Source organism: Stenotrophomonas sp. YJH_SMC_130, from assembly GCF_059369035.1.
This window is the reverse complement of the sequence record NZ_JCAFSH010000002.1, coordinates 177,958-202,361: the sequence shown is the minus strand read 5'-3', so window position 1 is coordinate 202,361 and position 24,404 is coordinate 177,958. Positions and strand designations below refer to the sequence as shown.

Below are 24,404 nucleotides of genomic sequence, written 5' to 3'. Positions count from 1 at the left end.
GTGCCGGCAGGCTGCGTTGTGCACAGCATCACCGTTGCCGACGACAGCGGCAAGCGTGATCCACGTCCCTGTTCAGGTCGCTGCCGGGACGGTGAGCGTGGCGTGTGCGGCCGCCACCAGCTGCGCAGCGGTGGGGCCGGCGCTGCGTGTGATGCGCTGCAGGCCGAGCGCCTGCGCCTGTTCGCCGAGGCGGTCACTGGCAACCACCACGCGGGCAGACGCCCGCAGGCGCTGCTGCCCGGCCGGCGAAAGCTGTTGCCAGAAATGCTGCAGCGCTTCGCCACTGCTCACGGCCAGTACCCACGGCTGTGCTGAATGCGCCAATCGCGCCAGCGTTCGCGGGGGCAGTCGCAGCAGGCGACGCTGGTAGACGTCGGCACGTTCGATCGTGGCGCCCGCCGCCTGCAGCTGCGCGGCAATCAGGCCACGCCCGCCGGGCGCGGTCACCAGTCCGATGCGCAGGCCGCGTACGTCGGCCAGCACCGGCATCGCCAGCAGCCCCTCGCTGTCCATCCGCTGCGGCGCGTGCACCTCGGTGATGCCGTGTGCCCGCAATGCGCGCGCAGTGCCTTCGCCCACGGTCAGCCACGGGCTGCGCTGCACGTCGGCCAGCGGCAGCAGGGACGCGGCTGCGGCAACGGCGGCCGGGCTGGTGAACACCACCCGATCGCAGTTCAGCGCGCGTTGCAGCTGGCGCACCACAGCCGTGCCATGCAGGCGCTGCAGGCGCCAGGGCGCCAGGGCCAGGACATTCCCGCCCAGCCCGGCAACGGCGCGGCGCAGCGCCACGTTCTGGCCCCGCGGGCGCAGCGAGATCAGGGTCCAGCGTGGGCCGGAACGGGTGGCGCCAGTGGGTATCGTATGGTCGACCATTGCCTGCATTATGCGGGCCCTTCGTTGTCGTGGTCGCTGCTCCGATGTCCGTTGATGCCCTGACTTCCTCGTTGGCCGCCCTGCAGGACGTGCTGGACTGCATGCCGGCGGTGCGCGCCATGCAGATCCAGCTCGACGGCTATGCCGATGGCGTGCTGCGCATCACCGCGCCGCTGGCGGCCAACGTCAACGACAAGGGCAACGCCTTCGGCGGCAGCCTGGCCTCGGTGCTGACCCTGTCCGGCTGGGCCCTGGTCAGCCTGCGCCTGCGCCTGGCCGGCCACGATGCCGAGGTCTATGTGGCCGACAGCAACCTGCGCTACCTGGCGCCGGTCTATGAGGACCTGCATGCCCACGCCGAAGCGGCCGAAGCCACCGGCTGGGACGCCTTCCTGAATACCTTCCGGCAGCGCCGCAAGGCCCGCATCAGCATCATCGCCACCCAGCCCGGCGCCGATGGCAGGCCCGCCGCCGAGTTCAGCGGTCGCTTTGTTGCCTTCGCCAAAGGGTAGGATGGCAGGCTGACGTTCTGGGGAAACCACCGATGCGCCGCCTCATCCAGTTCCTGATGTATTCCCTGCTGCTGGCCAGTGCCGTGGCCTCGGCCGACGACCTCAGCCGCAAGCAGCGCAAGCTGCTGGAAGAGACCCAGATCGCCTACGGGGCGACCATCCGCTGGGGCAGCATGGACGATGCCATCGGCTACCTCGACCCCAAGCTGCGCAAGGAAAAGCCGCCGACCGAGTTCGAGCTCAACCGTTACGCGCAGCTGCGCGTGTCGTCCTATCGCGAGCGCAGCAGCGCCTCGCTGGACGGTGGCCTGGTCGAGCGCCGGGTGGAAATCGGGGTGATCAACCAGAACACCCAGGCCGAGCGCACCGTGGTCGTGGTCGAGCGCTGGCGCTGGGACCCGGAGGCCAAGCGCTGGTGGCAGACCGCCGGCCTGCCGGACCTGTGGAAGGGGCAGTGACGGGCCGCGTCCGGCTTGTGCGACAATCGGCGCCCGCTTAATCGACCCGTGACCTGAGTGAATTACGAAGAGTTGCTGGCCTTTGCAGGCCGAAACCCGATGCTGTCCGCGGCCCTGGTCGGCCTGACCGTGGCCATCATCGTCACCGAGATCCGCCGCCTGTTCCGGGGCTTCAAGGGCATCAAGCCCGCCGAACTGACCCAGCTGATCAACGCGGGCGGCACGGTGGTGGTCGACCTGTCGGCCAGCGGTGACTTCGAGAAGGGCCACATTGCCGGCAGCCGCAATGCCCAGGCCAGTGCCTTCGGCCCGGAAAACAAGCTGGTGGCCAATACCAAGCAGTCGCCGGTGGTGCTGGTGTGCCGCAGCGGCAACGCCTCGGAAACCGCCGCCAAGGCGCTGAAGAAGGCCGGCTTCGAAAAGGTCTACGTGCTCGACGGCGGCATTCCTGCCTGGCAGCAGGCCGAACTGCCGCTGGTCAAGGGCCGCAACTGATTGTCGCAGGTGGCGGATCCGGCCTTGTATGGGCCGGGTCCCGCCCCCATCGCAGTAATTCGACCATCGTTTTCATTGCATTCACCTGGAGTTACTGGAAATGTCCGAAGAGATCACCAACGGCGCCGCTGCGCCGGTCGATGCCGCTACCGGCCCCGCTTTCACCGTCGAGAAGATCTACGTCAAGGACGTCTCCTTCGAGTCGCCGAACGCGCCGACCATCTTCAATGACCAGGTGCAGCCGGAGCTGCAGCTGAACCTGAACCAGCAGGTGCAGCGCCTGGGTGAGAACGCCTTCGAAGTCGTGCTGGCCGTGACCCTGACCTGCCAGGCCGGTGAGCGCACCGCCTACGTGGCCGAAGTGAAGCAGGCCGGCGTGTTCGGCCTGGTCGGCCTGGACCCGCAGTCGATCGACGTGCTGCTCGGCACCCAGTGCCCGAACATCCTGTTCCCCTACGTGCGCCAGCTGATCAGCGATCTGATCCAGGCCGGCGGCTTCCCGCCGTTCTTCCTGCAGCCGATCAACTTCGAAGGCCTGTACGCAGAAACCCTGCGCCAGCGCCAGGAGCAGGGCGACGCACCGTCGCTGGCTGACTCCGAGCCGGCCGGCAACGCCTGATTCCTGCCGCGACGTCACGGATGAGCACTCCCGCTGACAAGATCGCCGTGCTCGGCGCCGGTTCCTGGGGAACCGCGCTGGCCAGCCTGCTCGCACGGCACGGTCACCCGACCGTGCTGTGGGGGCGCGATGCTGCCGTGGTCGAGGCCATCGACCAGCGCCACGAGAACCCGCGTTACCTGCCGGGCATCCCGCTGCCGGACAGCCTGCGTGCCACCACCGACTTGGCGTCGGCGGTGCAGGGCGCGGCCTGGATCCTGGTGGTGACGCCGTCGCACGCGTTTGGCGAGACCGTGCGTGCGCTGGCGCCGCTGCGACCGCCCGGTGCCGGCGTGGCCTGGGCCACCAAGGGCTTCGAACCCGGTTCGGGCCGTTTCCTGCATGAAGTGGCGCGCGAAGTGCTGGGTGAGGATGTGCCGCTGGCCGTCGTCACCGGGCCGTCGTTCGCCAAGGAAGTCACCCAGGGCCTGCCGACCGCGATCACCGTGCACGGCGACGTACCCGAGTTCGCGCAGACGGTGGCCGAGGCGATGCATGGCCCGGCGTTCCGCGCCTACACCGGCGACGACATGGTCGGTGCCGAGCTGGGCGGCGCGATGAAGAACGTGCTGGCCGTGGCCACCGGCGTGGCCGATGGCATGCAGCTGGGCCTCAACGCCCGTGCCGGCCTGATCACCCGTGGTCTGAACGAAATGCTGCGCCTGGCCGCTGCGATCGGCGCCAAGCCGGAAACGCTGATGGGCCTGGCCGGCCTGGGCGATCTGGTGCTGACCTGCACCGGCGACCTGTCGCGCAACCGCCGCCTGGGCCTGGCCCTGGGCCGCGGCCAGACGCTGCAGGATGCCGTGCGCGAGATCGGCCAGGTGGTCGAGTCGGTGCAGACTGCCGACGAAGTGATGCGACAGGCGCGCCGTCATGGCATCGACCTGCCGATCTCCGACGGTGTGCGTGCCGTGCTGCATGGCGAGCAGACCCCGGAAGAAGGCCTGCGCGCACTGCTGGCGCGGGAACAGAAACCGGAGTATCCGGACACGCTGTTCAAGTGAATCGAAAAACCCCGGCCAGGTGCCGGGGTTTTTTGTGCGCGCCCCATCCACGAATGGCGTGGATCTACGACGGACCCCGCTTCTGGTAGCGGCCAACCTTGGTTGGCGCCCGGTAGCGCCGGGCCATGCCCGGCGGCATTCATCACCGCGCGCGCGGCCGTGCGTTGCTGTTGTCCATGTCCGATAAAATCAACCACGGCCCATCCCCCTCGCGCTTCAGCATGAGCGTGAACTTGCCGGTATCCCTCACGTTGCTGCCGTAGCTGTACGCACCAATGATGTAGCCGTGCTGCCCTCCATCGAATACGGCAACGCACGCAGCCGCAACGGACTGCCATCCCGGCCGGCATACGCGGCCTCGATCGCGCTGCGGCCGCGCATCGGCAGCTGGTTGCTCTGCAGCACAAAGCCATCTTCGGCGAACAGCGCATTAGAATCACGCGGCCGTCGATTCGGCGGACGCAGCGCAGATCAGACAAGGACACGCGATGAAGATGCGAATCACAGGGATGGCGATGATGGCCGCGCTGCTGGCAGCCTGCGGACAGGCACCGGAAAAGACTGGCGAGACTGCACCTGCTGTGGCGCCAGCGCCGACCGCCGAAGCGCCGGCCGCCGCGGCGACGGTGGTCGAGGAGGAACCGTCCGCCGAAGACGGCGTGGCCCCCGCGGTGTGGGACAGCGAGGGCGAACCGGAAGACCCGGGCGCCGGCGGCGAACTGACCTGCGCGGACAATCCGCTGGCGACCCACTTCTTCACCCTGGTCGGCGGCAGTACCGTGGACGACTGCGGCCGCAAGGACCCGAAGGTGCTGGCCGCGTTCGATGCGCTGATGAAGGACACGCAGGACGCCGAATCCACTGACAAGGATATGCCGTCGCTGCGCCAACGCCTGTTGAGCGGACCCAGCGGCCCTGGCGAGCTGCTGGTGCTGCAGGGCGAGCCGTGGTGGTTCTACACCGCCTGCCAGGCCCACGACTGCCCCGGCACCGCGTTGGCGATGCTGTACTCACCCACGCAGGCGAAGATGGTCGGCCGTCTTACCGCGCGCTGCCGTGTGTGGTGGCTGGGCGAGCCGACGGCGGAACAGCGTGAGCAGATCGAACAGCGCCAGCCACTGCAGGATGCCGCGTTGAAGGAAGACAGCGCGCTCTGCGAGTGATGTGGCGCCGGCGTCACCCGTCCGGCTGCATGCGCGCGCTGGCCTGTGCGTTCATCGTCAGGCACGCCATGATCAGCCCTTCCATCACCCGGTCGCCCACGTACTCGGCCTCCGTGCCGTTCTGGCGCACGCGCTCGGCCGCCAGCAGCAGCTCCAACGTCACGCGTTGGCCGGCCAGTGCACAGTCCGCATCGCCCAGCGCCATGCAACGGCCCGGCATCTGGTGACGCTCCGGCCAAGGTTGGCCATCGGCGGCCGCGCCTTTGCCGATGCGGTGAAGCGTGGCGATGAAGGCGTTCGGGTCGGTCGCAGCCGCGTGCTCTGAGGGCTCACCGCCAGTGGCGGACGAGCGATGCGGATGCAGGCGGGGGAAGTCCGGTGAGGTCATGGCAGTGCTCCGTGCAGGACAGACGGTAGCCGCCACGCGAAGGTGGCGGGCGGAGACGTGGCTCGAAAACCGGGAGATCACGAACAAGACCGGCAGGCGCAAGGCCTCCACGCTCCGCCCGCCATAGCCGGCAGACGGAATGCCAGCCGGCGCCACGCGGGGTGACGCCGGCTGGCAAGCGCAAACAACGTTCGTGATCTAACGGGTTTTCGAGGCCCGGCCACCGATTTTCCGGTGGCCCGCCATCTGTACCGCTGTCGCTGCGCAACGCCAATCAGACGAGTTGCAAACAGCGTTTGATCGAAGACGCTTTCAGCATTCTTGCATCCTGCTAAGCCGTCGCTGACGCAGGTGCCGCAACGTCCGTAGCAGCATGGGGAATATGCGACATGGTTCGAACTTGATGACAGGGATATGGGTACCCCACCAAGCCGATGACGACAGTGCGGAGCGAAGAACGTAGATCGAACTCGCCCCACTCTGGTTGTCAGCGCTCTTCGGGTCCTTCGTACCAAGCCTGAGTACGGTTCACGATCCGCACCACGGACAGCATGACCGGCACCTCGATCAGCACACCCACCACCGTCGCCAGCGCAGCACCCGAATGCACGCCGAACAGTCCCACCGCAGTCGCCACCGCCAGTTCGAAGAAGTTGCTGGCGCCAATCAGCGCTGACGGGCCGGCCACGCAATGCGCCACGCCCAGACGGCGGTTCAGAAGGTAGGCCAGGCCCGAAGTGAAATAGACCTGGATCAGGATCGGCACCGCAATCAGCGCGATCACCAGCGGTTGCTTCACGATCTGCTGGCCCTGGAACCCGAACAGCAGCACCAGCGTCAGCAGCAGGGCGGACAGTGACAGCGGGCCCAGCCGTCGAAGCGCACGCTGCAGCCTCGCCTCGCCGCCACGCGAAAGGATCCAGCGCCGCAGCAACGCGGCCACCAGCACGGGCACCACGATGTAGAGGCCAACCGACAACAGAAGGGTGTCCCACGGCACGCTGATCGCCGACAGGCCCAGCAGCAGTGCAACCACCGGCGCGTAGGCAACCACCATGATCGCGTCGTTCAAGGCCACCTGGCTCAGGGTGAAGTTGGCATCACCGCGGCACAGGTTGCTCCACACGAACACCATGGCGGTGCAGGGCGCGGCCGCCAGCAGGATCAAACCGGCGATGTAGCTGTCGATCTGTGCTGCGGGCAGCCAGTCCGCGAAGGCATGGCGCAGGAACAGCCAGCCCAGCAGCGCCATCGAGAACGGCTTCACGGCCCAGTTGATGAACAGCGTCACGCCGATGCCCTTCCAGTGCTGCTGCAACTGGCGCATCGCAGTGAAGTCAACCTTCAGCAGCATCGGGATGATCATCAGCCAGATCAGCACCGCAACCGGCAGGTTGACTTTGGCCACTTCGGCGGAGGCCAGCACCGCGAAGGCATCGGGCAGGACGTGGCCCAGCAGCGTGCCCATCGCAATGCACAGCACAACCCACAGCGTCAGGTGTCGCTCGAACAGGCTCATGGCAGTGGCACCGTCACTGCGCGCCGTCGGTCGGCAGCAGCTGGCCGATCCGGTCCAGCGCGTGCTGCAGCGCTTCGCGTTCAGACCACACCGATTCGGGCAGTGCGAGCAGCGCACGCAGGCGCGTTTTCACGATGGCATGGGCCAGTGCGAAGGCTGCGGCCTTGTCGGCATCGCTGCCTGCCACGGCGGCCGGATCAGGCAGGCCCCAGTGGCTGCGGATGAAGTCACCGAACACCACAGGGCAGGCTTCGGCAGCGGCCGCGTCACACACGGTGATGACCAGGTCCATCGGGGCTGCATCCACGAATTCGTCCCATGATTTGCTGCGCAGCCCGTCAATGGGCATTCCTTCGGCCTGCAACTGGGCCAGCGCGAATGGATTGACCTGGCCGGCAGGGTGGCTGCCGGCGCTGAACGCGGTGAAGCGATCACCACCCCAGGCGCGCAGGGTGGCTTCGGCGAGCACGCTGCGGGCGCTGTTGCCGGTGCAGAGGAACAGGACATTGCGGGTCATGTGGCTTCCGTGGTCAGGGAGTGGCTTGGACATGCACAGCGCGCTGGCCGGGCAGAGACTAGTGAACTCGGCAGAGCTGCGGATCGCCTCCACTATCTGCGCGCGATCGCATCCGGCATAGCCGTGCCGCGCGAACCACGGGCCTGCCGACGTTGTCAGCAGCACCAGTTCCCTGACCTGCATGCGGCGGGCCATGTCCTCGGCCGCTGACAGCAACGCGCGCCCAAGGCCGGTATTGCGTCGGTCATCGGACACCACCAGGGAGCGAAGCAGGGCCGACGCGCCGAAGATCTGCAATCCAACGGCACCCACGGGAATGCCGTCGAGGTCTGCGACGAGAAACGCCACCTCGCTGCTTTCCAGATCGGCCACGGGCAACTGCGCCTGCTGCAGAAGGTCACGGATGGAGCACAGGTCGTCGCGCGTGCCTGCACGAATCACCGGATCGGGTTTCATCTCAGCACCTGCATGCCGGTTCGGTGACCGCGCACCGCTCATCCGGGGAGCCCGCGCAGCAGTTGTGCGTCAGGTACTGGATCAAGCCGTTCATCGCATCGAAGTTGGCGCGGTAGCAGACGTGGCGGCCTTGGCTTTCGCTCTCCACCAGCCCGGCCTGCACCAGCTCTTTCAGGTGGAAGCTGAGCGTGGCGGGAGGCACCTGCAGGGCCGTGGCGATGTCGCCCGCCATACGCCCTGCCGGGCCCGCCTCCACCAGCAGGCGGAAGGCAGCCAGGCGGGTGGCATGGCCGAGGGCGGTCAGGGCAGCGATTGCATTCGACGTGTCCATATTTCTAGAATAATCGAATGAATAAGCCAATCACAAGCCTGGACCTGCCCAACCTGGCGGAATCGTCATTGCCCCAGCCCAATCATCATCAGCTCGCCGCGGCAGATCTGGGGCCGCCACGCATTCTCCTGCTCTACGGCTCGCTGCGGCCCCAGTCGTTCAGCCGCAAGCTGGCGCTGGAAGCCGAGCGGCTGCTGCGCCACCTGGGGTGCGAAACCCGGGTGTTCGATCCGCATGCGCTGCCGATGCTGGACAGCGTGGACAGGAATCACCCCGAAGTGCAGCGACTGCGCGAATGGTCACAGTGGTCGGAAGGGCAGGTCTGGGTCAGCCCCGAGCGGCATGGCACGGTCACCGGCGTGTTCAAGAACCAGATCGACTGGTTGCCGCTGGAAGATGGCAGCGTGCGGCCGACGCAGGGCAGGACGCTGGCGGTGATGCAGGTGAGCGGCGGCTCGCAGTCGTTCAACACCGTCAACACGTTGCGCGTGCTCGGCCGCTGGATGCGCATGCTGACCATCCCCAACCAGTCGTCGGTGGCCAAGGCCTGGCAGGAATTCGATGACGACGGCCGGATGAAACCCTCGCCGTACTACGACCGGGTGGTGGACGTGATGGAGGAACTGGTGAAGTTCACGCTGCTGACGCGGGGCCGGTCGGACTACCTGGTGGACCGCTACAGCGAGCGGAAGGGCGACGCGCACGCCGCGGCATTGGCGCGGGCTGCAGGGGCTACGGCTTCCTGATCCTCATGGGTGCCGATGTGAGGCACGCTCACCCGAGCAGCCTCTTCACCCTTGAAGCTGCAAGGCGGATGATCACCACATAGGCAAGCAACATGCCGGTACCGATGCCCATTACTTCGATTTCCCAGTTGCGGCGGTAGGGAGAAGGGCCCATGAAGGCCCACGCCAGAAGCACCGCCGCAATCAGCAAGGCGCTGCGGTTGGCCTTCGAAATGAGTTCATCTTCTGTCGCGCACCCCATGTTCGGATCCCAGGAACCGAGCAGCCATCCAAGGCCACGCAGGTACTCACGTCCCACGAAGAACAGGAAGACGAATACGCCACCCATCTTGCTCAGCAAAAACTGGAAGAGTGGGTCCACCGGCGGCCTCATGGACGAGGCAGACATTGCCTCGCAGGATCGTCGCAGGATGCCAGCGCGCCGCGCCTCGGGGGGCACCAGGTCTCATAGGCAGGCGGCTTTCCACGAGCAGACCGTGCATCGCGGCCGCCCCGGCGGCCGGGCAAGGCCCAGGCATGTGCCCACAACGCCCAGGGCGGACGCACAAACGCACTACTCGCCAGCGTGCTGTGCGGTCTTCTTTTCGTCGCCATCTGCGGCGGCACGGCTCTGCGCGAATTCCGGGAACGTCTTCGCGATCGAATCCTTGTCCGGCAGGATGTAGAACACGCCGCCCTTCTCGAACGTGGAGTGCACGATCTGCTCGTAAAACGCGGGTGAGACGTTGATGCAGCCGTGGGTGACGCGGTTGTCGTCTGGCGTGGGCGATGCCAGTCGTTCGGCACGCATTTCCTTCGGGCTGCCCGGCGGCAGTGGATGCATCGACACGGCGGAATCGTAGTCCACCCACAGCACACGCCCGGCATCGTCGGAGGGGCCATAGGCACCAATGAAGCGGCCCGCCGGCGTGGTGCGGTCGTGGCCGGGAATCGCGCTCAGGGCGAGCTTGGCGACGCCGGGTGCAGAATGATCGCCGATGGCCGAACCGAACAGCGCCGGCGCGGCGCCGCGCAGCTTGCCGTCGCCGCCGAAGACCAGGACCTGCGCGGCCGCCTTGTCCATGATCGCGAACGGATAGCCCTGGTTGTCCTTGCTGGCGACCACCCAGCCGGCCAGCGCGATCACTGTTTCGGAGACGCTCTGGTCGGGCGGAAGTTCATCAACGGCGGCCGCCGGTGGTGCGGGTGCGTCCTTGTCCCTGGCGTTGGCTACGCCGCTGCATGCAACGGCCAGTGCCATGGCCAGAGCGACATGGAGGGCGCGGCGCGCAGGGGAGGAGGAGGTACGAATGGGAAGGCTCCTGGCAATGCAATCCTGGTGGAAGGAGGCCAGTGGCCGGCGAGGGCCACTGGTTCCCGATACAGAGGTGGATCAATTCAAACGGTGAGGGAGCGATCAGCCGCGCGGCTTGCGCCCGACGGGTGCCCTTTCAAGCTGCTGCACGCGGCCTTCGATCTGATCCAGGCGCTGATTGGCCTGCTGTGCCGACTGGTTGGCGGACTCGGCACTCTGTGCAGCGCCCTGCACCTTTACATCGAGCTGATCGAGGCGCGAGTTGATGGTTGCGAACTCGTCCTTGTAGGTGGCACAAGCGCCAAGGCTTACGGTGGCGATGAGCGCCACAGCAAGTGCGCGGGCCGTCTTCATGTGTTGCGGGTTCAGGTTCATTGCACTCCCTCCTTCGTCTGGGGAAGCTGGAATATAGCGGCGTTTGTTCCCCACGCTGACAAGCGCTTTCAGCTGAAGTTGGAAGACGTGGAAGGGTTGTGAAATATGTTCATCAGCAAAGCTTAACGAGTGAGATCAGGCGAGCTGATGTGCACAGAGGCGATTGCCTTGCAGTTGCTTGAATCGCCCAATTCATCAGCCTGAAGACGGCCTCATTCCTGCCCGTTTTCCACTGGCCCACACGCCGGGCGCCATTCACTTGCGGCAAACAGTGCCGGCGCACTTTCCGGACGCACCGCCAGCAGCGTGGCGACGGCACCGGCTTTGTCATCGGCGCGGGCAACGTAGTCAGCGGCAATGCGGTAGCCGATCCAGTAGCCAAGATCGCCGCGGCGCGTTTCGTCGCCGGCGCCGTTGTAGAGCCATTGCGACAGCTCAGTACCAGCGCTGTCCCGGGCGAACTGGCGTTCCAGGGCGCATTCGCGGCCCTGCGTCCAACGACGCAGATGCGCGTTGGCCGGTTGCCCCGAGATCAGTTCGCCCACGTACTCGGCGCCGCCTTCAAGCAACGTCTGATAGAGCAGGGTGGGCTGCGCGACATCAACGCTCGCACCGGGCTGCTGCACGTGCACGTACTCATGGGCGATCAGGTGCACGAAACGGTCGCCCACATCGGGCTGCATCCAGTCGGCGTTGCACAGTGCCTCCAGTCCGATCACCACGCCGTCGGGCGTGGTGACACCCCCGCTGTTTCCCCGACCCACCAGCACGGTGACCGGCGGAAAACGTGCGGAGGGAAGCAGAGTGCCCAACCGATCGAGTGCCTTGGCAACCCCCTCGCGGATCTCCGGCAGCGCCGTCGCACAGGTACGTGCTTTGGCAAACAGCGCAGGTCTGCGCTGGATCGCATCTGCAAGACGATCCATCGAGCCGATACGGCTGTCAGTGAAGCTGCGTAGTGCATCCGTACCCGCATGCAGATAGCCGCGCTGCAGATCGTCGGCATTCGGCTTCCCTCCGCTTGCATCCAGCACGCTGAAGAAGCGCGTGACATCGTCGGTCTGAATCACGATGCGCCCGGAAGGGCGGGTACGCTCGGCTGCGTTGGCTACCTGCAGCATCATCGGCAGGGCGAAGAGCAGCAAAGCCCGCACTGTGCGCCGGGCATGAAGTGGAAACAGCAGTGACGCGACTGATGCGTGCGGCATGAGGAGTTCCCTGAACGCCAGCCTTATTTATACACCAGTCAGTTCAATATTCAGGGTCGATTGGCCCCCCTAACGGATAATTCACACCTGTCGACCGCCTCCTCTCTCTCCCCCTCCCGGGAGGCGGCCGACGAAACCAAAATAATTAAAGGTGTGTCCCGATGAACAAGAATTCGCTGCTCGCCCTGGGTCTTCTGGCTGCCCTGCCGTTCGCTGCATCGGCAACCGACGGCCTGTCGTACAACTACGTTGAAGGCGGCTACGTGAACACCGATGCCAAGGGCGGCGACGCCGATGGCTGGAAGGTGAAGGGTTCGGTGGCGGTGCACCCGAACTTCCACATCTTCGGCGACTACAGCGCGCAGGAGACCGACACGTTCAAGAATGACGTCGACCAGTGGCGCATCGGTGCCGGCTACAACTACGGCATCGCACCGAACACCGACCTGGTGGCCCGTGTCGCGTACCAGAAGTTCGACATGAAGCACGGCCTGGACTTCAACGGCTACTCGACCGAAGTCGGCGTGCGTACCGCGTTCAACCCGTACGTGGAAGGCTACGTGATGGCCGGCTACGAGGACTACGCCAAGAAGCACGGTATCAACCCGGACGGCGAGTTCTACGGCCGCGTCGGCGCCACCGCCAAGTTCAACCAGAACTGGGGCCTGAGTGGCGAAGTGAAGCTGGCCAAGGCCGGCGACCGCGAGTGGTTCGTGGGCCCGCGCTTCACCTGGTAACAAACGCCTGTCGTTAGAGCGTGTTGTGCTGGCGTGTGACTCTCTCTCTCTCCCACACGCCAACCGAAGCCCGGCCTCGCGCCGGGCTTCTTCTTTTGTGTGCGTCCGGAGAGTGCAGGGCCGCAGCAGTTCCATGTAGCGCGGGAATGCACGGTGCTGCTCGCAGGACGGAACGAGAACCGCTCCGTCCCGGGCCAGGCGGTTCCGCTATGATCCCGGCACGTCGCCATTGACGATGCACCCGCCTCAAGCCAGCAGGAACTGCCGTGAATTCCCAGCCCGCACCGATCACCGCCCTCAACCATACGCTCGACAACGAGCCGCAGCAGATCACCGCGCCGCTCACCCATTCGGCGGCGTTCCTGGTGCTGAAGGTGAAGGACGACGAGGCGTCGATCGCCAAGGCGCGGGAGGTGCTGGCGAGCACCGATGATCTGATCAAGAACACCGCCATCCGCGAGATCGAGCGCACTTTCACCTGCAACGTGGCCATCGGCCATCGCGTGTGGCAGCCGCTGGTGGGCTCCACGCCGCCACGCGAGCTGAAGCCGTTCCGCGAGATCAAGGGCGCGACCCACACCGCTGTGGCCACGCCCGGTGACCTGCTGTACCACATCCGCGCACGTACCATGGACCTGATCGTGGCGTTCGAGCGCAACCTGCTGATGGCCTTCGGTGATGCGGTGGAAGCGGTCGATGACGTGGCCGGCTTCCGCTACTTCGATGGCCGCGATCTGCTCGACTTCGTCGACGGCACCGCCAACCCGGAAGGACTGTCGCTGCCGGAAGCCACCATTGTTGGCGATGAAGACCCGGAGCATGCCGGCGGCAGCTACGTGGTGGTGCAGAAGTACCTGCACAACCTCGATGCCTGGCGCGCGCAGAAGACCGAGGCGCAGGAGGCGATCATCGGCCGCACCAAGCACGACAACATCGAGCTGGATGATGCGCCGGCCGATGCGCAGAAATCGCACAAGACGCTGTGCACCATCGAAGACGCCGACGGCGAGCACGAAATCCTGCGCGACAACATGCCGTTCGCCAACCCGGGTCGCGGCGAGTACGGCACCTACTTCATCGGCTACACGCGCCGCCTGTGGGTGATCGAGAAGATGCTCGAGCGCATGTTCATCGGCAATCCTGCGCCGCTGCACGACCGCATCCTCGACTTCTCCACCGCCACCACCGGCGTGACCTTCTTCGCGCCCTCGCGCAAGGTGCTGGCCGACCTGGGCGAGTGATCGCGCCGGGCCATCACGGCCCGCCATCTGCCTGTCATCTATGGCGCCGACCATGGCGCGCTGGAGGGGAGCGCAGGAGGCAGGCGATGGTCATGTCAGCAAACAGGACCGGCATCCGCCGCTGGTGGCGGCCACTGGCCGCGTTGTTCGCCGCGCTGGCGCTGGGCAGTTCGGCGGCGTCCGCACACGAAGCCCCTGCGCACTGGATGGCCTACGCCGCCGCCGTGGGTGGCCAGCTGCAGCAGCGCCTGCAGCAGGAACAGGACCCGCAGGCGCAGCGCGTGGTGGAGTGGTTGCGTGCACACCCGGATACACCCACGCCGCTGCCTGTGAGCCTGTGGATTGCGGCGGACGGCCGCATCTCGAAGCTGGAGTTCGACAGCCTGGGTGACGCCCAGGTCGATGCCGACCTGCGCGCGACGTTGCAGGCAGCGCCGTTGCAGGCCGCACCGCCGGCCGACATGCGCCAACCGCTGCGATTGGGTCTGGTGCTTGACCGGTAGATCCACGCCATGCGTGGATGGGCCTACCGGTGACCCTTCAGCCACGCATGGCGTGGCTCTACTGTGGATGGCCAGCGCACAGCCCGGCCATCCGCATCAACGAACCGGCGCCACCTGCGGTTCGCGCGCGGCCGCGCTCCATGCGCGCAGGCCGAACACGGCCAGGCCGAGGAAGAACACGTACAGCGCGGCAGTTACGTGCAGCGACTTGAACAGGTACGCACCCACATAGACCACGTCCACGGCGATCCATACCCACCAGCAGGCGACGTGGCGGCGCGCCTGCCACCACTGGCCGACCAGGCTCAGTGCGGTCAGCATCGCGTCCAGCCACGGCAGCGCGGCATCGGTGAAGGTGTGCATGGCCGCACCCAGTGCCACGCCACCGCACAGGCCGAAGGCCAGGTCGCGCAGCAGCTTGCCTCGCGCCAGTGGCACGATGCGGATGCTGCCCTCATCGGCGGCGTGCTGGCGCCAGTTGAGCCAGCCGTAGACCAGGAAGCCACCGAAGGCGACCTGCAGCAGGGTGTCCGAGTACAGCTTGGCCTCGGCGAACACCAGGCCATACAGCGTGACCGACAGCAGGCCCACCGGCCATGCAGACAACCGGCGCCGGGCCATCAGCCAGACGCCGAGCACGCTGCACAGCGCGGCGGTCCACTCGAGCACGACGCCGTTCACAGCGCGAACGTCACCGACAGGCGCGCCTGTCGCGGTGCGCCGGGGAACAGGTAGTAGTCACCGCCGCTGCTGCCGGTGTCACGCCAGTAGAAGCGGTTGAACACGTTGTCCACCGACAGGTTCCAGGTCACGGCACGCTCGTGCAGCCGGTGCTGGAAACGCAGGCCGGCATCGAACACCGAGTAGTCCGGCGCGCGCACGGCGCCGTCGGCGCGTGCCACGTTGGCACCGGCATAGCGCCACCCGCCAGTGACATCCAGGCCCTGCACGAACGGCAGTGCATAGGCCACGTGCACGCTGGCACGCACCTTCGGCACGTTCACCAGCTGATGGCCCTCATAGGCCGGCGTGCCGGTGTCGCGCGCGCGCGCCTGCAGCACGCTGGCGCTGGCCACGATCTGCAATGCATCCGTCAGCTGGCCGTTGGCGGTCAGCTCCAGGCCGGTGTGGGTCTGCGTGCCTTCCTCGACGAAGGTGTAACCCACGTCGCTGTTGTCCGGCTTGGCGTACTGGTACGGCTGCGAGATGCGGAACACGGCTGCGCCCAGCGTCAGCGCCTCGACCGGCACGTACTTCACGCCCACTTCCAGCTGGCGCGACTGCACCGACGGCAGGAAAGTGTCGGCATTGCTGGTCCAGAACGGCGCTTCCTGGCCCAGCGAAATGCCGCGCACGTAACTGGCGTAGGCGTTGAGCTGGTCGGTGGCTTTCCACACCACCGCAGTCTGTGGCAGGAAGCGCGACAGGCGGCTGTGCCGCTGCGGGATGCCGCGCTTGTCGTAGGCGCGCTCGTCCAGGCGCACGAAGCGGCCACCGGCCAGCCACTGCCAGTCGTCACCAAAGCTCATCCGGTCCAGCGCGAAGAACGCGGTCTGGCGACTGTCCAGGCGACGTGCGGACGGGCCCGGCATCTTCGGCGACGGCGCGAACACCGGCACCGGTGCGTCGTGGATGTTGCTGGTGCCGACGTACTCGTTGACGCTCGGGCGCCTGTCCACGGTGCGGCGGAAGTAGTCGGCACCGAGGGTCAGCTGGTGGCCGATGCTGCCGGTCTCGAAGCGGCCACGCAGTTCGGCACGGGCCTGCTGGTTCTGGCGGGTGTCGTCCGGGCTGCGGTAGTCGTAGATGTCATAGTCGCCATTGGGCGCGAAGTAGTTGCCCGGCACGCTGCCATCGGCGCACTGCACGGCGTAGTAGCAGCCGTAGGCGAAGGCGACGTTGTCATCGATCACCGACCGGCTGTGGCCGACCGACACACGCGACTGCCAGGCCTCGTTGAAGTCGTAGGTGTGCAGTGCGGTGATGTTGGTGCTGGCGATATCCACCGGGCGCTGCCACGGCTGGTAGCCGAGCAGGTGCTCGCGGTCGACGCCACGCGGCAGTTCGCGCGCACCCAGCAGCTGATAGCCCGATACCGAGCGCTGCGAACTGGTCTGGTAGTTGGCATCCACTTCCAGCTTGCCGCGCTCGCCGATCAGCCAGTCGGCGGCCAGCGAGTAGAAGTTGCGGCGGCCATCGGCATGCTCGACGTAGGATTTGCTGGAATCCCATGCGGCATTCAGGCGCAGGCCGAAGCGCGGGGTGATCCAGTGGCCGACATCGACGGCGACGTAGCGCGAGCCTTCCGAATCGGTGCCGAGCGTGGCGGTGCGCACTTCGGCCGGGCGCTTGCCGATGTAGTTGATGATGCCGCCCGGCGCCATCACCCCTGCCGCCAGGCCGGCTTCACCCTTGAGGATCTCCACCGACTGCACGTTCTCCAGCGCCAGGCGCTGTTCGCCGGCGATGGACAGGCCGTTGAAGCGGTAGCCGGTGGCGGCGTCCAGGGAGAAGCCGCGGATGGCGATGTTCTGGTAGTAGCCCACCGGCGCATACGCGTCGCCCAGCGAGGCATCGTTGTTGGCCAGCTCGGACAGCGTGCGCACCTGGCGGCGCTCGAGGTAGTCGCGCTCGAGCACGTTCACCGAGGCCGGCGTGTCTTTCCACGAACCGCCACCGAAGTCGTTCACGCGCGAGGTATCGGCCTTCGGTTTGCCGGCCTGCACGCGCACCGCTGCCAGTTCGGTCGGCGAATGCTCGGCGCCGGTGGCAGCCGCATCGGGGGACGCCTCGGCCTCGCTGGCGTGCAGCGGCAGCGCGGCGCAGAGGGCGAGGGAGAGCAGGGTGGGGCGCAGGCAGCGGTTCATTCGATTCGTCTTCGGACAACAAGGGAGACGAAGCGACGGCGCGCAGGTGCACCGGCCCATGACGGGGGTGTGGCTGCGGCTCAAAGCTCCCTACGCCGGTGCAAACCGGATCAGGTTCCAAGGGACTCTCTCAGCCTGGCAGATCCAGGCACCCCCGCTTCAGGTGACCATTTCACTACAAATGGTACGGATTTGCGAGCCGGCGCCCTTCAGGCTGCCGCGTGCAGGGCCTGCAGCAATGCCTGTCCCGGCGCGCTGTGGAACCACGCCGGGTGCCCCAGCATGAAGGGCTGCCACGCCACGTCGGCATTCGCGGTCGAGCCGGTGACACCTTCGAAGTACTCCACTTCGGACAGTGCGAAGTCGAAATGGACCATCGGCAGCAGGTCGGCCAGCAGGTGCACGCGTGCTGCCGACAGCGGCAGTACCTGGCGGTAGCCGTCGAGCAACGCCAGCGCGATATCGATGCGCACCGCCTCCATGCCGCGCTCCAACTCCAGCCACGCCACGGCGTTGCGCTCGATGGCGGTGGCCAGGTCGAACAGTGCACTGGTGGGCGAGGCCAGGCCGAAATCCAGCACGGTGCTGACCTGCCCGTCGCGCCACAGCAGGTTGGAGACATGCCAGTCGTTGTGCGCCCACAGCCGTGGTTCGTCGCGCAGGCGCTCGGCCAGTCCCGTGTGCCACGGCAGCACGTCACGCCGCAACTGCGCTTCCCACGGAATGCGCGCGAGATAGCGGGCCAGGCCGGGGCGCGCGTGCAGCCCTGCCTTGATTGCCGCCACCGGATCGTCGGCGCGGATCAGATCATCGCGCGCGACCAGCAGATGGGTGCTGCGCTGGGGCGCGCGGTAGCCGTCGGCAGCACGGTGCAGCTGGGCCAGCATGCGTCCGGCTTCACGGGCCTGCGCGACGTCGGTCAGCAGCGACCACGACACCGCGTCGCGGTACAGGTCGTCGCCTACGCCGACGTCGTGCAGTTCAAACGTCCATTCGCCGCGTTCGACTGCGGTGTGACCATCGGTCGCTGCAAGCACCTGCACCACCGGCACGCCAGCAGTGGCGAGATGGGCGATGAAGCGGTGCTCTTCCTCCAGGCAGGCCGCGTTGCGCACGCTGTGGTGATGGCGCTTGATGAACACCGCGCCGCGCGTGCCATCGACGATGGCGGCAGCCGACAGCGGTCGCGGGCTGTGCCAGCGCGGTTGGCTGCCGCTGTGCAGCTGCGGATAGCACTGCCGCAACCACGCGATGTCCGCCGCGCTGATCGGTGGCCAGTCGGCAGCGACCTCGTCGTTGTTGAGGCCCTGCACGCGGTGGGAGGAAGACGTCATGCCGCAGCCCGAGAGGGGAAAGTCACATCCAAGGCTGCGCATTCAACGCCATGCGCGCGGCCAACGCAAACGGGCGGGTCATCGACCCGCCCGTCTCTGCCATCGGCAGGGTAACGCCGCCGTGCCGCTTACCAGCCGCGATGGCGACCGCGGTCGTGGTAGTAGCGGTTGTCGTAGTAACGCTCGCGCTGCCAGCGGCGGTCGTCGCCACGGTTGTAGTAGCCGCTGCGGTAGTAGCCGCGATCGTAACGGCGGTCGTAGCGATTGTCGTAATAACGACGGTCGCGGCGGTCGGAGGTGGTCAGATTGCCGATCGCGCCGCCGGCCACGGCACCACCGACGGTGGCGGCAGGATCACCGTTGGAGAGCAGGTTGCCGGCCACGCCACCGACCACGGCGCCGACCAGGGTGCGCTTGTCCTTCCTCGACATCGCGCTGGCATCGCTGACCACGGCGACACCGGCCACCAGTGCCAGAGCCATCGCCAGACCACGGAAGCTGAGTGTGGAAGTACTGAGCATGTTCGTTCTCCTGTGAGGTGCATGCCACGCTGGGCAGGGAGGGCGCGGGGCGCCCCGGCTGCCGTGATGTCCACGCTGGCGTTCCAACATTGCCGGAACATTGCCTGGTGCACCGAGCGGCTTGCGCATTCATCTAGCGGCAGGCGGCATGAAGCAAGGCTGAAAGCGGCTGCGGCCGCTCAGCTGGCGGAAAGGAAAAGGGCCGCGGAGGTGGCCCCTCCCTTCTCTGCCAAGGCGTTGGCATGTCCGACGCCCATCGCCTTCTGGGCCTGCCGCGCCTGCTCCTGCGGGGTCTCCTGCTGCGGCCGCAGCACGTCAGGCGCGCTCTGCACCGCACCGCGGCGAAGCGCCAGGCTCTGCCCGCTGGCGGCCCGCGTCTCCACGGTGACGCGGCTGGCGGCCGGACATGCGCCGGTCGATTCCTTCGACCTCGCATTGTTGCTGGGGCGATTATGTGAATCGCGTCTCAGATCTTGCCGTCACGCAGATAGTCGAACAATTCGGCATCGCCCTTCAGCCCCAGCTTGAGCATCGCATCGCCCTTCTGCCGGCTGATGGTGCTGACGCTCTTGTGCAGCAGCAGCGAAATCTCCTTTACCGTCATGCCGGTGCCGAGCAAGCGCAGCACCTCCACCTCGCGCGGGGACAGCGGCTTGCCGTCGCCCTCGCGCATGCGCCAGCTGCCGGCCGCTTCCACCCGCTCGCGCAGGCTGCGGCTGATGTAGGGCTGGCCGCGGTAGACCGACTGGATGGCCTGTGGCAGTTCGTCCATCGACGAACTCTTGTCGACCAGGCCGAGCACGCCGCTGTCGAGCACCATGCGCAGGATCGCCAGGTTGCTGGAGACGCTGAGCATCAGCACCGGCAGGTCGGGATGGCGGCGGCGGATCATGCCGATCATGGCGAAGCCGTCGGCCTGCGGGCTGCCCGGCATGGAGTAGTCGGTGACCAGCAGGTCACAGGGCTGGCTGGCGAGCAGGGTCATCAGCGCCTGCGCGCTGTCGGCCTCGCCGACCACGCGGCCGACGCCGCTCGACTCGATGACGGCGCGGGTACCGATACGGACCACGGGGTGATCGTCTGCGATGATGATGCGCAAGCTCATGCTCTAGTATGGCCATCGGGCACGCCGGACCGCGACCATCGCGGTCCCTGGCAGGATTCTAGGAGATCGACGCAGATGCGTAGGTGGGCTGTTCGCGGGCTGCTCCTGCTGCTGGCGGTGCTGGCGCTGCCCGTGGCCCAGGCACAGCCGGCCCCTGGCCTGCTGCCGCTCAGCCCGTTGCAGCGCGAATACCTGGTGGCGCATCCGACCATCGTTGTCGGGCAGTATGACAGCGGCTGGCCGCCCTTCGAGTCCCTCCGTGATGGCGAGCAGGTCGGGCTGGGACCGGACTACCTGTCGCATCTTGCTCGCCAGCTCGGTGTGAAGGTCGAGGCGCGCCGCTATCCGGACTGGACATCCGTGCTGGATGCGGCATGTCGTGGCGAGATCGACGTGGTGATGAATGTCGGACTCAGTGCCGACCGCACCCGCTGCATGGTCTATACCGCCGCCTACAGTGAGGCGCCGCTCGCACTGGTGGGCCGGCCCGATGACCTGCGTGCCTCCGACATGCCGGACCTGGATGGGCTGAGGGTGGTGATCGAACAGGACTTCCTGACCGGTCCGCAGGTGCGCGCCCGATTCCCGCGTGCCCGCCAGCTTGTCGCAAATGACACGTTGAGCGCATTGCAGATGGTCAGAGACGACAAAGCGGACGTCTACATCGGCAATGCCTTCGTCGCCACCGAGCTGATTGCCAGCCGGCGCCTGCAGGGCGTGGCGCTGTTGCGGCCGAGCGACCTGCCCCCTGAACGGTTGCACTTCGGCATTCCCAACAGCAAGCAACCCCTGGCCGAAGCCCTGGACCTGGCGCTGGCCGCGACCAGCCAGGCCCAGCGCGATGCCCTCGCACAACGCTGGTTGTCACCGCCGCACTGGTCGGCATCGGCGCAGCTGGCGCTGAGCCAGGCCGAGAAGCGTGTGCTGGAGCAGCCGCTGATGATCGGTTTCGCGCCGAATGCCGCGCCCCTGTCGTTCACCGGCGAGGATGGCCGGCCCAGTGGCCTGGCCAGCGAGTACCTGCAGCGCCTGATGCAGGCCGGCGCCAACCTGAAGGTCGAGAACAGCCACGACTGGTACGAGGTGCGTGAGAAGGCCCGCCGCGGTGAACTGCAGGCGGTGATGGGCATACCCGTTGATTCGCGCTACCTGGGCCCGGACTGGGTGTTCAGCCAGCCCTTCATCAGCGTGCCGAACGTGATTGTGGTCAGGAGCGATGGCGAGTCGCTGCTGGGCCTGGCCGACCTGCAGGGCAAGCGCGTGCTGCTGTCCGACCCGGAGCGCGTGCGTGGCTATGTGCAGCAACAGGCGCCGCAGGCCCGGATCATTGCTGCGCGGAGTGCCGAGCAGGCGCTGCAGCGCCTGCTTGAGGGTGAAGCCGATGCCTATGTCGGCAACCTTGCCGTGGTCGATCACCTGCTGCGCAGCCGTTTCCCGGGGCGGATGCAGGTCGCGGCTCCGGCCGGTTTCAACGACCAGCTGGCGCTGGCAGTGGATCGCCGCCATGCGGCCCTGGCCACGACCTTCGATCGCCTGCTGCTGCAGATGACCCCACGCAAGCGCGAGGCGCTGCGCAGCGCCTGGCTGGCGGTGGAGTACCGCAATGGGGTCGACTGGAGCAATCTGCTGCGGTGGGGCGTGCCCGTGCTGATGGTGCTGCTGACCGCACTGCTGGTGCATGGCGTGGGCCATTGGCGGCTGCGCCGTGAGGTGGCAGGACGCCGCCAGCTGGAGCAGCGCCTGGCCGAGGTGACCGACAACCTGCCGGCGGTGGTCTACCAGGCCCGTCGCGATGCCGATGGCACGCTGAGCTTCCCGTTCATCGCCGGCGACCTGCCTGCGTTGTTCGGCATCACCCGGCAGCAGGCCGAACAGGATGCGAGGGTGTTGCTGGAACGCGTCGAGCAGGAGGACCGCGCGCGCATCCTGCATTCCATCGAGCAGGCCGCGCACCAGTTCGCGCCGTTGATCCTGGAGTTCCGCCTGCGCAGCGACGGGGAAGGCGTGCGCTGGGTGCGCAGCCAGGCCCATCCCTACGCCGCCGAAGAAGGCGCGGTGATCTGGAGCGGGTACTGGGTGGATGTAAGCGAAGCCCGGATGCAGGCCGATGCACTGGCGGCGGCGAAGGCGGACGCCGAGCAGGCCGCTGAGGCCAAATCGCGTTTCCTGGCCACGATGAGCCACGAGATCCGTACGCCGATGAGCGGCGTGCTGGGCATGCTGGAGGTGCTGGCGCACTCACCGCTGGACAGCGAGCAGCAGCGCATCCTCGGCGTGATCGAGGATTCGGCGCAGATGCTGCGGCAGATCCTCGACGACATCCTCGATTACTCGCGGCTGGAAGCGGGTGCACTGCGCCTGGAGCCGGTGCCGCAACCGCTGCGGCCCCTGCTGGAAAGCGTGTGCCGGTTGATGTCGGCGCAGGCCAGTGCACGCGGGCTGGAACTGCACGTGCAGATCGACCCTCAGCTGGCGGCAGCGCACGAAGTGGATGGCGTGCGCCTGCGCCAGATCGTGTTCAACCTGCTCAGCAATGCCATCAAGTTCACTGCACGCGGCGAAGTGCGGCTGCAGCTGGAGGTACTGGGCCCGACCGCCGAAGACGGCAGCCAGCCGCTGTGCCTGAGCGTCACCGACACCGGCACCGGGATCGCACCGGAACAGCTGCAGCACCTGTTTGCGCCGTTCACCCAGGCCGGTGCCTACATCCAGCGCGACCATGGTGGTACCGGCCTCGGCCTGAGCATCTGCCAGCGTCTGGTGCAGATGATGGGCGGCGAGCTGGAGTTGCACAGCACGCTGGGCGAGGGCACCCGCGCCGAGGTGCGGCTGGCGCTGGTGGAGGCAGGCAGGGGTGACGTTGAAGCGCTGGTTGCGGAGCAGGAGCAGGCGGCGCTGCTGCCGCCGGCGCTGCGCGAGGCACGCGTGCTGGTGATCGAGGATCACCCGACCAACCAGGCGATGATGGCGTGGCGGCTGCAGCAGCTGGGCGTACCCCATGTGCTGCTGGGCGATGGCCAGCAGGCACTGGACCGCTTGTCATCGGAGGCCTTCGATCTGGTCATTACCGACTGCCGCATGCCGGTACTCGACGGCTTCGGTTTCACCCGCCTGCTGCGCGAGCGCGAGGGCCGTACCGGCCAGCCGCGGCTGACGGTGCTGGCGCTGACCGCCAGCGTGCTGGACGACGATGCGCGCCGCTGCCGCGAGGCCGGCATGGACGAGGTGCTGGCCAAGCCGCTGTCGCTGGCCACGCTGCGCACCGCGCTGCTGCGCTGGCTGCCGCAGGCACAGGGCCAGTCGTTCGATGCGCCCGTGCAGGAGACTGTCGCCGACGACGCTGAAGTGCTGCCTGATCTGGCCACCCTGCAGCAGCGCTATGGCTCGCGCGCCGTGGCCGAGCAGCTGCGCGACAGCCTGCTGCAGGCCAGTGAAAGTGATCTGGCGGCGGTGCAGCGCGCCGTGCGGGCCGGTGACCGCGAGACTGCGGCGCTCCACCTGCATCGCCAGGCGGGCGGTCTGGGGGCGATCGGGGCAAGCGCACTGGCCGGGGAGGCCAACGCGCTGGTCGAGCGCCTGCAGGATGCGACCGAGGCCGATCCGGCACCGGTGTTGGCCGCTGTAACGGCGTTCGTGGAGCGCCTGCAGCACCAGCTGCAGCGACTGGGTCACTGAGCCGACTGCTGTTGCAGGTAGGCGATCACCAGTGCGCGGCGTTCGGCGCTGGGAAAGGCGTTGTACATGCGCGTGCCGGGCACCACGTGGGTGGGCGACTGCAGGAACGCGTCCAGGGTCTGCGCGCTCCAGGTGATGTCGGCGCGGCGCATGCCGTCGGAATAGCCGTAATCGGGCAGGCTGCCGGCGCGACGGCCGATCACGCCGTGCAGGTTGGGGCCGAAGCGGTGGATGCCGCCAGGCTGTACGGTGTGGCAGCCGGCGCACAGTTCGAACGCGCGCTGCATGGCCTGCTGCCGGGCCTGTTCAGGCGTGGCCGGCGCCGCAGGCGTGCGCTGGCAGGCCGTGGCAAGCAGGGCCACGGCAACGGTGGTGAGCAGGCGGGAGGCACGCATGGGCGGGCAGGATAGCGGTGCGGTGG

General features: G+C 67.2%; 27 protein-coding genes, 2 pseudogenes and 1 riboswitch. Of the genes and pseudogenes, 11 read left to right on the top strand and 18 right to left on the bottom strand.

The window, feature by feature from the left end; genetic code table 11:
• Nucleotides 1-72: 72 nt before the first annotated feature.
• Nucleotides 73-882, bottom strand: coding sequence for a uroporphyrinogen-III synthase (locus AC5P5V_RS05140; RefSeq protein ID WP_231352441.1), 810 nt, complete (start codon nt 880-882; stop codon nt 73-75).
• Between the two features lie 35 nt (nt 883-917).
• Here AC5P5V_RS05140 and AC5P5V_RS05135 point away from each other — a divergent pair, with 35 nt between their 5' ends.
• The 5 genes from AC5P5V_RS05135 to AC5P5V_RS05115 all read left to right on the top strand — a co-directional run bounded on the left by AC5P5V_RS05135 (nt 918) and on the right by AC5P5V_RS05115 (nt 4,003).
• A complete protein-coding gene (locus AC5P5V_RS05135; RefSeq protein ID WP_061479369.1) occupies nt 918-1,385 on the top strand; it encodes a YiiD C-terminal domain-containing protein in 468 nt (155 codons plus the stop codon).
• A 32-nt stretch (nt 1,386-1,417) separates the two neighbouring features.
• Nucleotides 1,418-1,843, top strand: coding sequence for a hypothetical protein (locus tag AC5P5V_RS05130; RefSeq protein ID WP_061479368.1), 426 nt, complete (start codon nt 1,418-1,420; stop codon nt 1,841-1,843).
• Between the two features lie 57 nt (nt 1,844-1,900).
• Nucleotides 1,901-2,338 (top strand): rhodanese-like domain-containing protein, encoded by a 438-nt coding sequence (locus AC5P5V_RS05125; protein WP_134968529.1) that lies wholly within the window; start codon nt 1,901-1,903, stop codon nt 2,336-2,338.
• Between the two features lie 100 nt (nt 2,339-2,438).
• Nucleotides 2,439-2,957 carry a protein-export chaperone SecB gene (gene secB, locus AC5P5V_RS05120; protein WP_005407596.1) on the top strand — a complete coding sequence of 173 codons (519 nt, stop codon included), beginning with the start codon at nt 2,439-2,441 and terminating at the stop codon, nt 2,955-2,957.
• Nucleotides 2,958-2,977: 20 nt separating this feature from the next.
• The gene (locus tag AC5P5V_RS05115) at nt 2,978-4,003 is read left to right on the top strand and encodes an NAD(P)H-dependent glycerol-3-phosphate dehydrogenase (RefSeq protein ID WP_061479367.1); all 1,026 of its coding nucleotides are present in this window, start codon (nt 2,978-2,980) and stop codon (nt 4,001-4,003) included.
• Between the two features lie 142 nt (nt 4,004-4,145).
• On the opposite strand, the pseudogene AC5P5V_RS05110 reads toward AC5P5V_RS05115, so the two are convergent.
• Nucleotides 4,146-4,432 (bottom strand): annotated as a pseudogene (locus AC5P5V_RS05110) (YybH family protein); the annotation flags it as partial.
• Nucleotides 4,433-4,491: 59 nt separating this feature from the next.
• Here AC5P5V_RS05110 and AC5P5V_RS05105 point away from each other — a divergent pair.
• The gene (locus AC5P5V_RS05105) at nt 4,492-5,166 is read left to right on the top strand and encodes an Ivy family c-type lysozyme inhibitor (RefSeq protein ID WP_134968528.1); all 675 of its coding nucleotides are present in this window, start codon (nt 4,492-4,494) and stop codon (nt 5,164-5,166) included.
• A gap of 13 nt (nt 5,167-5,179) precedes the next feature.
• Here the strand turns inward: AC5P5V_RS05105 and AC5P5V_RS05100 are convergent, their stop codons facing one another.
• The 5 genes and pseudogenes from AC5P5V_RS05100 to AC5P5V_RS05080 all read right to left on the bottom strand — a co-directional run bounded on the left by AC5P5V_RS05100 (nt 5,180) and on the right by AC5P5V_RS05080 (nt 8,377).
• The gene (locus tag AC5P5V_RS05100) at nt 5,180-5,554 is read right to left on the bottom strand and encodes a hypothetical protein (protein WP_061479364.1); all 375 of its coding nucleotides are present in this window, start codon (nt 5,552-5,554) and stop codon (nt 5,180-5,182) included.
• A gap of 487 nt (nt 5,555-6,041) precedes the next feature.
• A complete protein-coding gene (arsB, locus tag AC5P5V_RS05095; RefSeq protein WP_134968527.1) occupies nt 6,042-7,073 on the bottom strand; it encodes an ACR3 family arsenite efflux transporter in 1,032 nt (343 codons plus the stop codon).
• Nucleotides 7,074-7,086: 13 nt separating this feature from the next.
• Complete coding sequence (locus tag AC5P5V_RS05090; protein ID WP_231352772.1) at nt 7,087-7,590, bottom strand: arsenate reductase ArsC; 504 nt, start codon at nt 7,588-7,590, stop codon at nt 7,087-7,089.
• Between the two features lie 36 nt (nt 7,591-7,626).
• Nucleotides 7,627-8,046 (bottom strand): annotated as a pseudogene (gene arsN2 / locus AC5P5V_RS05085) (arsenic resistance N-acetyltransferase ArsN2); the annotation flags it as partial.
• Between the two features lies 1 nt (nt 8,047).
• Nucleotides 8,048-8,377: an ArsR/SmtB family transcription factor gene (locus AC5P5V_RS05080; protein WP_495215820.1), complete on the bottom strand. Its 330-nt coding sequence runs from the start codon at nt 8,375-8,377 to the stop codon at nt 8,048-8,050.
• Between the two features lie 17 nt (nt 8,378-8,394).
• Here AC5P5V_RS05080 and arsH point away from each other — a divergent pair, with 17 nt between their 5' ends.
• The gene (gene arsH, locus AC5P5V_RS05075) at nt 8,395-9,123 is read left to right on the top strand and encodes an arsenical resistance protein ArsH (protein ID WP_134968524.1); all 729 of its coding nucleotides are present in this window, start codon (nt 8,395-8,397) and stop codon (nt 9,121-9,123) included.
• Between the two features lie 28 nt (nt 9,124-9,151).
• On the opposite strand, the gene AC5P5V_RS05070 is transcribed toward arsH, so the two are convergent.
• The 4 genes from AC5P5V_RS05070 to AC5P5V_RS05055 form a co-directional block, all read right to left on the bottom strand.
• Complete coding sequence (locus AC5P5V_RS05070; RefSeq protein ID WP_231352443.1) at nt 9,152-9,484, bottom strand: hypothetical protein; 333 nt, start codon at nt 9,482-9,484, stop codon at nt 9,152-9,154.
• A 192-nt stretch (nt 9,485-9,676) separates the two neighbouring features.
• Nucleotides 9,677-10,363: a L,D-transpeptidase family protein gene (locus tag AC5P5V_RS05065; protein WP_134968523.1), complete on the bottom strand. Its 687-nt coding sequence runs from the start codon at nt 10,361-10,363 to the stop codon at nt 9,677-9,679.
• 156 nt (nt 10,364-10,519) lie between these two features.
• Nucleotides 10,520-10,792, bottom strand: coding sequence for a hypothetical protein (locus AC5P5V_RS05060; protein ID WP_005420910.1), 273 nt, complete (start codon nt 10,790-10,792; stop codon nt 10,520-10,522).
• A 212-nt stretch (nt 10,793-11,004) separates the two neighbouring features.
• A complete protein-coding gene (locus tag AC5P5V_RS05055; RefSeq protein ID WP_231352445.1) occupies nt 11,005-12,000 on the bottom strand; it encodes a DUF2268 domain-containing putative Zn-dependent protease in 996 nt (331 codons plus the stop codon).
• A gap of 161 nt (nt 12,001-12,161) precedes the next feature.
• On the opposite strand from AC5P5V_RS05055, the gene AC5P5V_RS05050 reads away from it, so the two are divergent.
• The 3 genes from AC5P5V_RS05050 to AC5P5V_RS05040 all read left to right on the top strand — a co-directional run bounded on the left by AC5P5V_RS05050 (nt 12,162) and on the right by AC5P5V_RS05040 (nt 14,481).
• A complete protein-coding gene (locus AC5P5V_RS05050; RefSeq protein WP_049416584.1) occupies nt 12,162-12,737 on the top strand; it encodes an OmpO family porin in 576 nt (191 codons plus the stop codon).
• Nucleotides 12,738-13,003: 266 nt separating this feature from the next.
• Nucleotides 13,004-13,978, top strand: coding sequence for a Dyp-type peroxidase (locus tag AC5P5V_RS05045; RefSeq protein ID WP_088496696.1), 975 nt, complete (start codon nt 13,004-13,006; stop codon nt 13,976-13,978).
• Nucleotides 13,979-14,064: 86 nt separating this feature from the next.
• Nucleotides 14,065-14,481, top strand: coding sequence for a hypothetical protein (locus AC5P5V_RS05040; RefSeq protein ID WP_061479358.1), 417 nt, complete (start codon nt 14,065-14,067; stop codon nt 14,479-14,481).
• Nucleotides 14,482-14,577: 96 nt separating this feature from the next.
• Here AC5P5V_RS05040 and pnuC read toward each other — a convergent pair whose 3' ends face one another.
• From pnuC to AC5P5V_RS05010, 6 genes are all read right to left on the bottom strand, one after another.
• A complete protein-coding gene (gene pnuC, locus AC5P5V_RS05035) occupies nt 14,578-15,150 on the bottom strand; it encodes a nicotinamide riboside transporter PnuC (protein WP_072167431.1) in 573 nt (190 codons plus the stop codon).
• Between the two features lie 8 nt (nt 15,151-15,158).
• Nucleotides 15,159-17,348 (bottom strand): TonB-dependent receptor, encoded by a 2,190-nt coding sequence (locus tag AC5P5V_RS05030; RefSeq protein ID WP_134968522.1) that lies wholly within the window; start codon nt 17,346-17,348, stop codon nt 15,159-15,161.
• 70 nt (nt 17,349-17,418) lie between these two features.
• Nucleotides 17,419-17,514: riboswitch (TPP riboswitch) on the bottom strand.
• Between the two features lie 43 nt (nt 17,515-17,557).
• On the bottom strand, nt 17,558-18,682 hold the full coding sequence (locus tag AC5P5V_RS05025; protein WP_134968521.1) for a phosphotransferase enzyme family protein: 1,125 nt from the start codon (nt 18,680-18,682) through the stop codon (nt 17,558-17,560).
• Nucleotides 18,683-18,810: 128 nt separating this feature from the next.
• Nucleotides 18,811-19,203 carry a glycine zipper 2TM domain-containing protein gene (locus tag AC5P5V_RS05020; RefSeq protein ID WP_053497758.1) on the bottom strand — a complete coding sequence of 131 codons (393 nt, stop codon included), beginning with the start codon at nt 19,201-19,203 and terminating at the stop codon, nt 18,811-18,813.
• Nucleotides 19,204-19,382: 179 nt separating this feature from the next.
• Nucleotides 19,383-19,586, bottom strand: coding sequence for a hypothetical protein (locus AC5P5V_RS05015; RefSeq protein WP_495215819.1), 204 nt, complete (start codon nt 19,584-19,586; stop codon nt 19,383-19,385).
• A gap of 83 nt (nt 19,587-19,669) precedes the next feature.
• Nucleotides 19,670-20,308, bottom strand: coding sequence for a response regulator (locus AC5P5V_RS05010; protein ID WP_005420808.1), 639 nt, complete (start codon nt 20,306-20,308; stop codon nt 19,670-19,672).
• 75 nt (nt 20,309-20,383) lie between these two features.
• Between AC5P5V_RS05010 and AC5P5V_RS05005 the strand changes: the two genes are divergently transcribed.
• Nucleotides 20,384-23,983, top strand: coding sequence for an ATP-binding protein (locus AC5P5V_RS05005; RefSeq protein ID WP_231352447.1), 3,600 nt, complete (start codon nt 20,384-20,386; stop codon nt 23,981-23,983).
• Here the strand turns inward: AC5P5V_RS05005 and AC5P5V_RS05000 are convergent.
• Nucleotides 23,977-24,378 (bottom strand): c-type cytochrome, encoded by a 402-nt coding sequence (locus AC5P5V_RS05000; protein WP_231352449.1) that lies wholly within the window; start codon nt 24,376-24,378, stop codon nt 23,977-23,979. The two genes, AC5P5V_RS05005 and AC5P5V_RS05000, sit on opposite strands and share 7 nt — an antisense overlap.
• Between the last annotated feature and the right edge of the window lie 26 nt (nt 24,379-24,404).

Bases quoted from the DNA above. Each gene is read 5' to 3' on its own strand.
- AC5P5V_RS05065 (WP_134968523.1), bottom strand. From the start codon at position 10,363: ATGGCACTGGCCGTTGCATGCAGCGGCGTAGCCAACGCCAGGGACAAG.
- AC5P5V_RS05010 (WP_005420808.1), bottom strand. From the start codon at position 20,308: ATGAGCTTGCGCATCATCATCGCAGACGATCACCCCGTGGTCCGTATC.
- AC5P5V_RS05060 (WP_005420910.1), bottom strand. From the start codon at position 10,792: ATGAACCTGAACCCGCAACACATGAAGACGGCCCGCGCACTTGCTGTG.
- arsH (WP_134968524.1), top strand. From the start codon at position 8,395: ATGAATAAGCCAATCACAAGCCTGGACCTGCCCAACCTGGCGGAATCG.
- AC5P5V_RS05140 (WP_231352441.1), bottom strand. From the start codon at position 882: ATGCAGGCAATGGTCGACCATACGATACCCACTGGCGCCACCCGTTCC.
- arsB (WP_134968527.1), bottom strand. From the start codon at position 7,073: ATGAGCCTGTTCGAGCGACACCTGACGCTGTGGGTTGTGCTGTGCATT.
- AC5P5V_RS05000 (WP_231352449.1), bottom strand. From the start codon at position 24,378: ATGCGTGCCTCCCGCCTGCTCACCACCGTTGCCGTGGCCCTGCTTGCC.
- AC5P5V_RS05040 (WP_061479358.1), top strand. From the start codon at position 14,065: ATGGTCATGTCAGCAAACAGGACCGGCATCCGCCGCTGGTGGCGGCCA.
- AC5P5V_RS05080 (WP_495215820.1), bottom strand. From the start codon at position 8,377: ATGGACACGTCGAATGCAATCGCTGCCCTGACCGCCCTCGGCCATGCC.
- AC5P5V_RS05025 (WP_134968521.1), bottom strand. From the start codon at position 18,682: ATGACGTCTTCCTCCCACCGCGTGCAGGGCCTCAACAACGACGAGGTC.
- AC5P5V_RS05055 (WP_231352445.1), bottom strand. From the start codon at position 12,000: ATGCCGCACGCATCAGTCGCGTCACTGCTGTTTCCACTTCATGCCCGG.
- AC5P5V_RS05115 (WP_061479367.1), top strand. From the start codon at position 2,978: ATGAGCACTCCCGCTGACAAGATCGCCGTGCTCGGCGCCGGTTCCTGG.
- AC5P5V_RS05005 (WP_231352447.1), top strand. From the start codon at position 20,384: ATGCGTAGGTGGGCTGTTCGCGGGCTGCTCCTGCTGCTGGCGGTGCTG.
- AC5P5V_RS05090 (WP_231352772.1), bottom strand. From the start codon at position 7,590: ATGACCCGCAATGTCCTGTTCCTCTGCACCGGCAACAGCGCCCGCAGC.
- AC5P5V_RS05130 (WP_061479368.1), top strand. From the start codon at position 1,418: ATGCGCCGCCTCATCCAGTTCCTGATGTATTCCCTGCTGCTGGCCAGT.
- AC5P5V_RS05100 (WP_061479364.1), bottom strand. From the start codon at position 5,554: ATGACCTCACCGGACTTCCCCCGCCTGCATCCGCATCGCTCGTCCGCC.
- AC5P5V_RS05020 (WP_053497758.1), bottom strand. From the start codon at position 19,203: ATGCTCAGTACTTCCACACTCAGCTTCCGTGGTCTGGCGATGGCTCTG.
- AC5P5V_RS05050 (WP_049416584.1), top strand. From the start codon at position 12,162: ATGAACAAGAATTCGCTGCTCGCCCTGGGTCTTCTGGCTGCCCTGCCG.
- AC5P5V_RS05030 (WP_134968522.1), bottom strand. From the start codon at position 17,348: ATGAACCGCTGCCTGCGCCCCACCCTGCTCTCCCTCGCCCTCTGCGCC.
- AC5P5V_RS05105 (WP_134968528.1), top strand. From the start codon at position 4,492: ATGAAGATGCGAATCACAGGGATGGCGATGATGGCCGCGCTGCTGGCA.
- secB (WP_005407596.1), top strand. From the start codon at position 2,439: ATGTCCGAAGAGATCACCAACGGCGCCGCTGCGCCGGTCGATGCCGCT.
- AC5P5V_RS05135 (WP_061479369.1), top strand. From the start codon at position 918: ATGTCCGTTGATGCCCTGACTTCCTCGTTGGCCGCCCTGCAGGACGTG.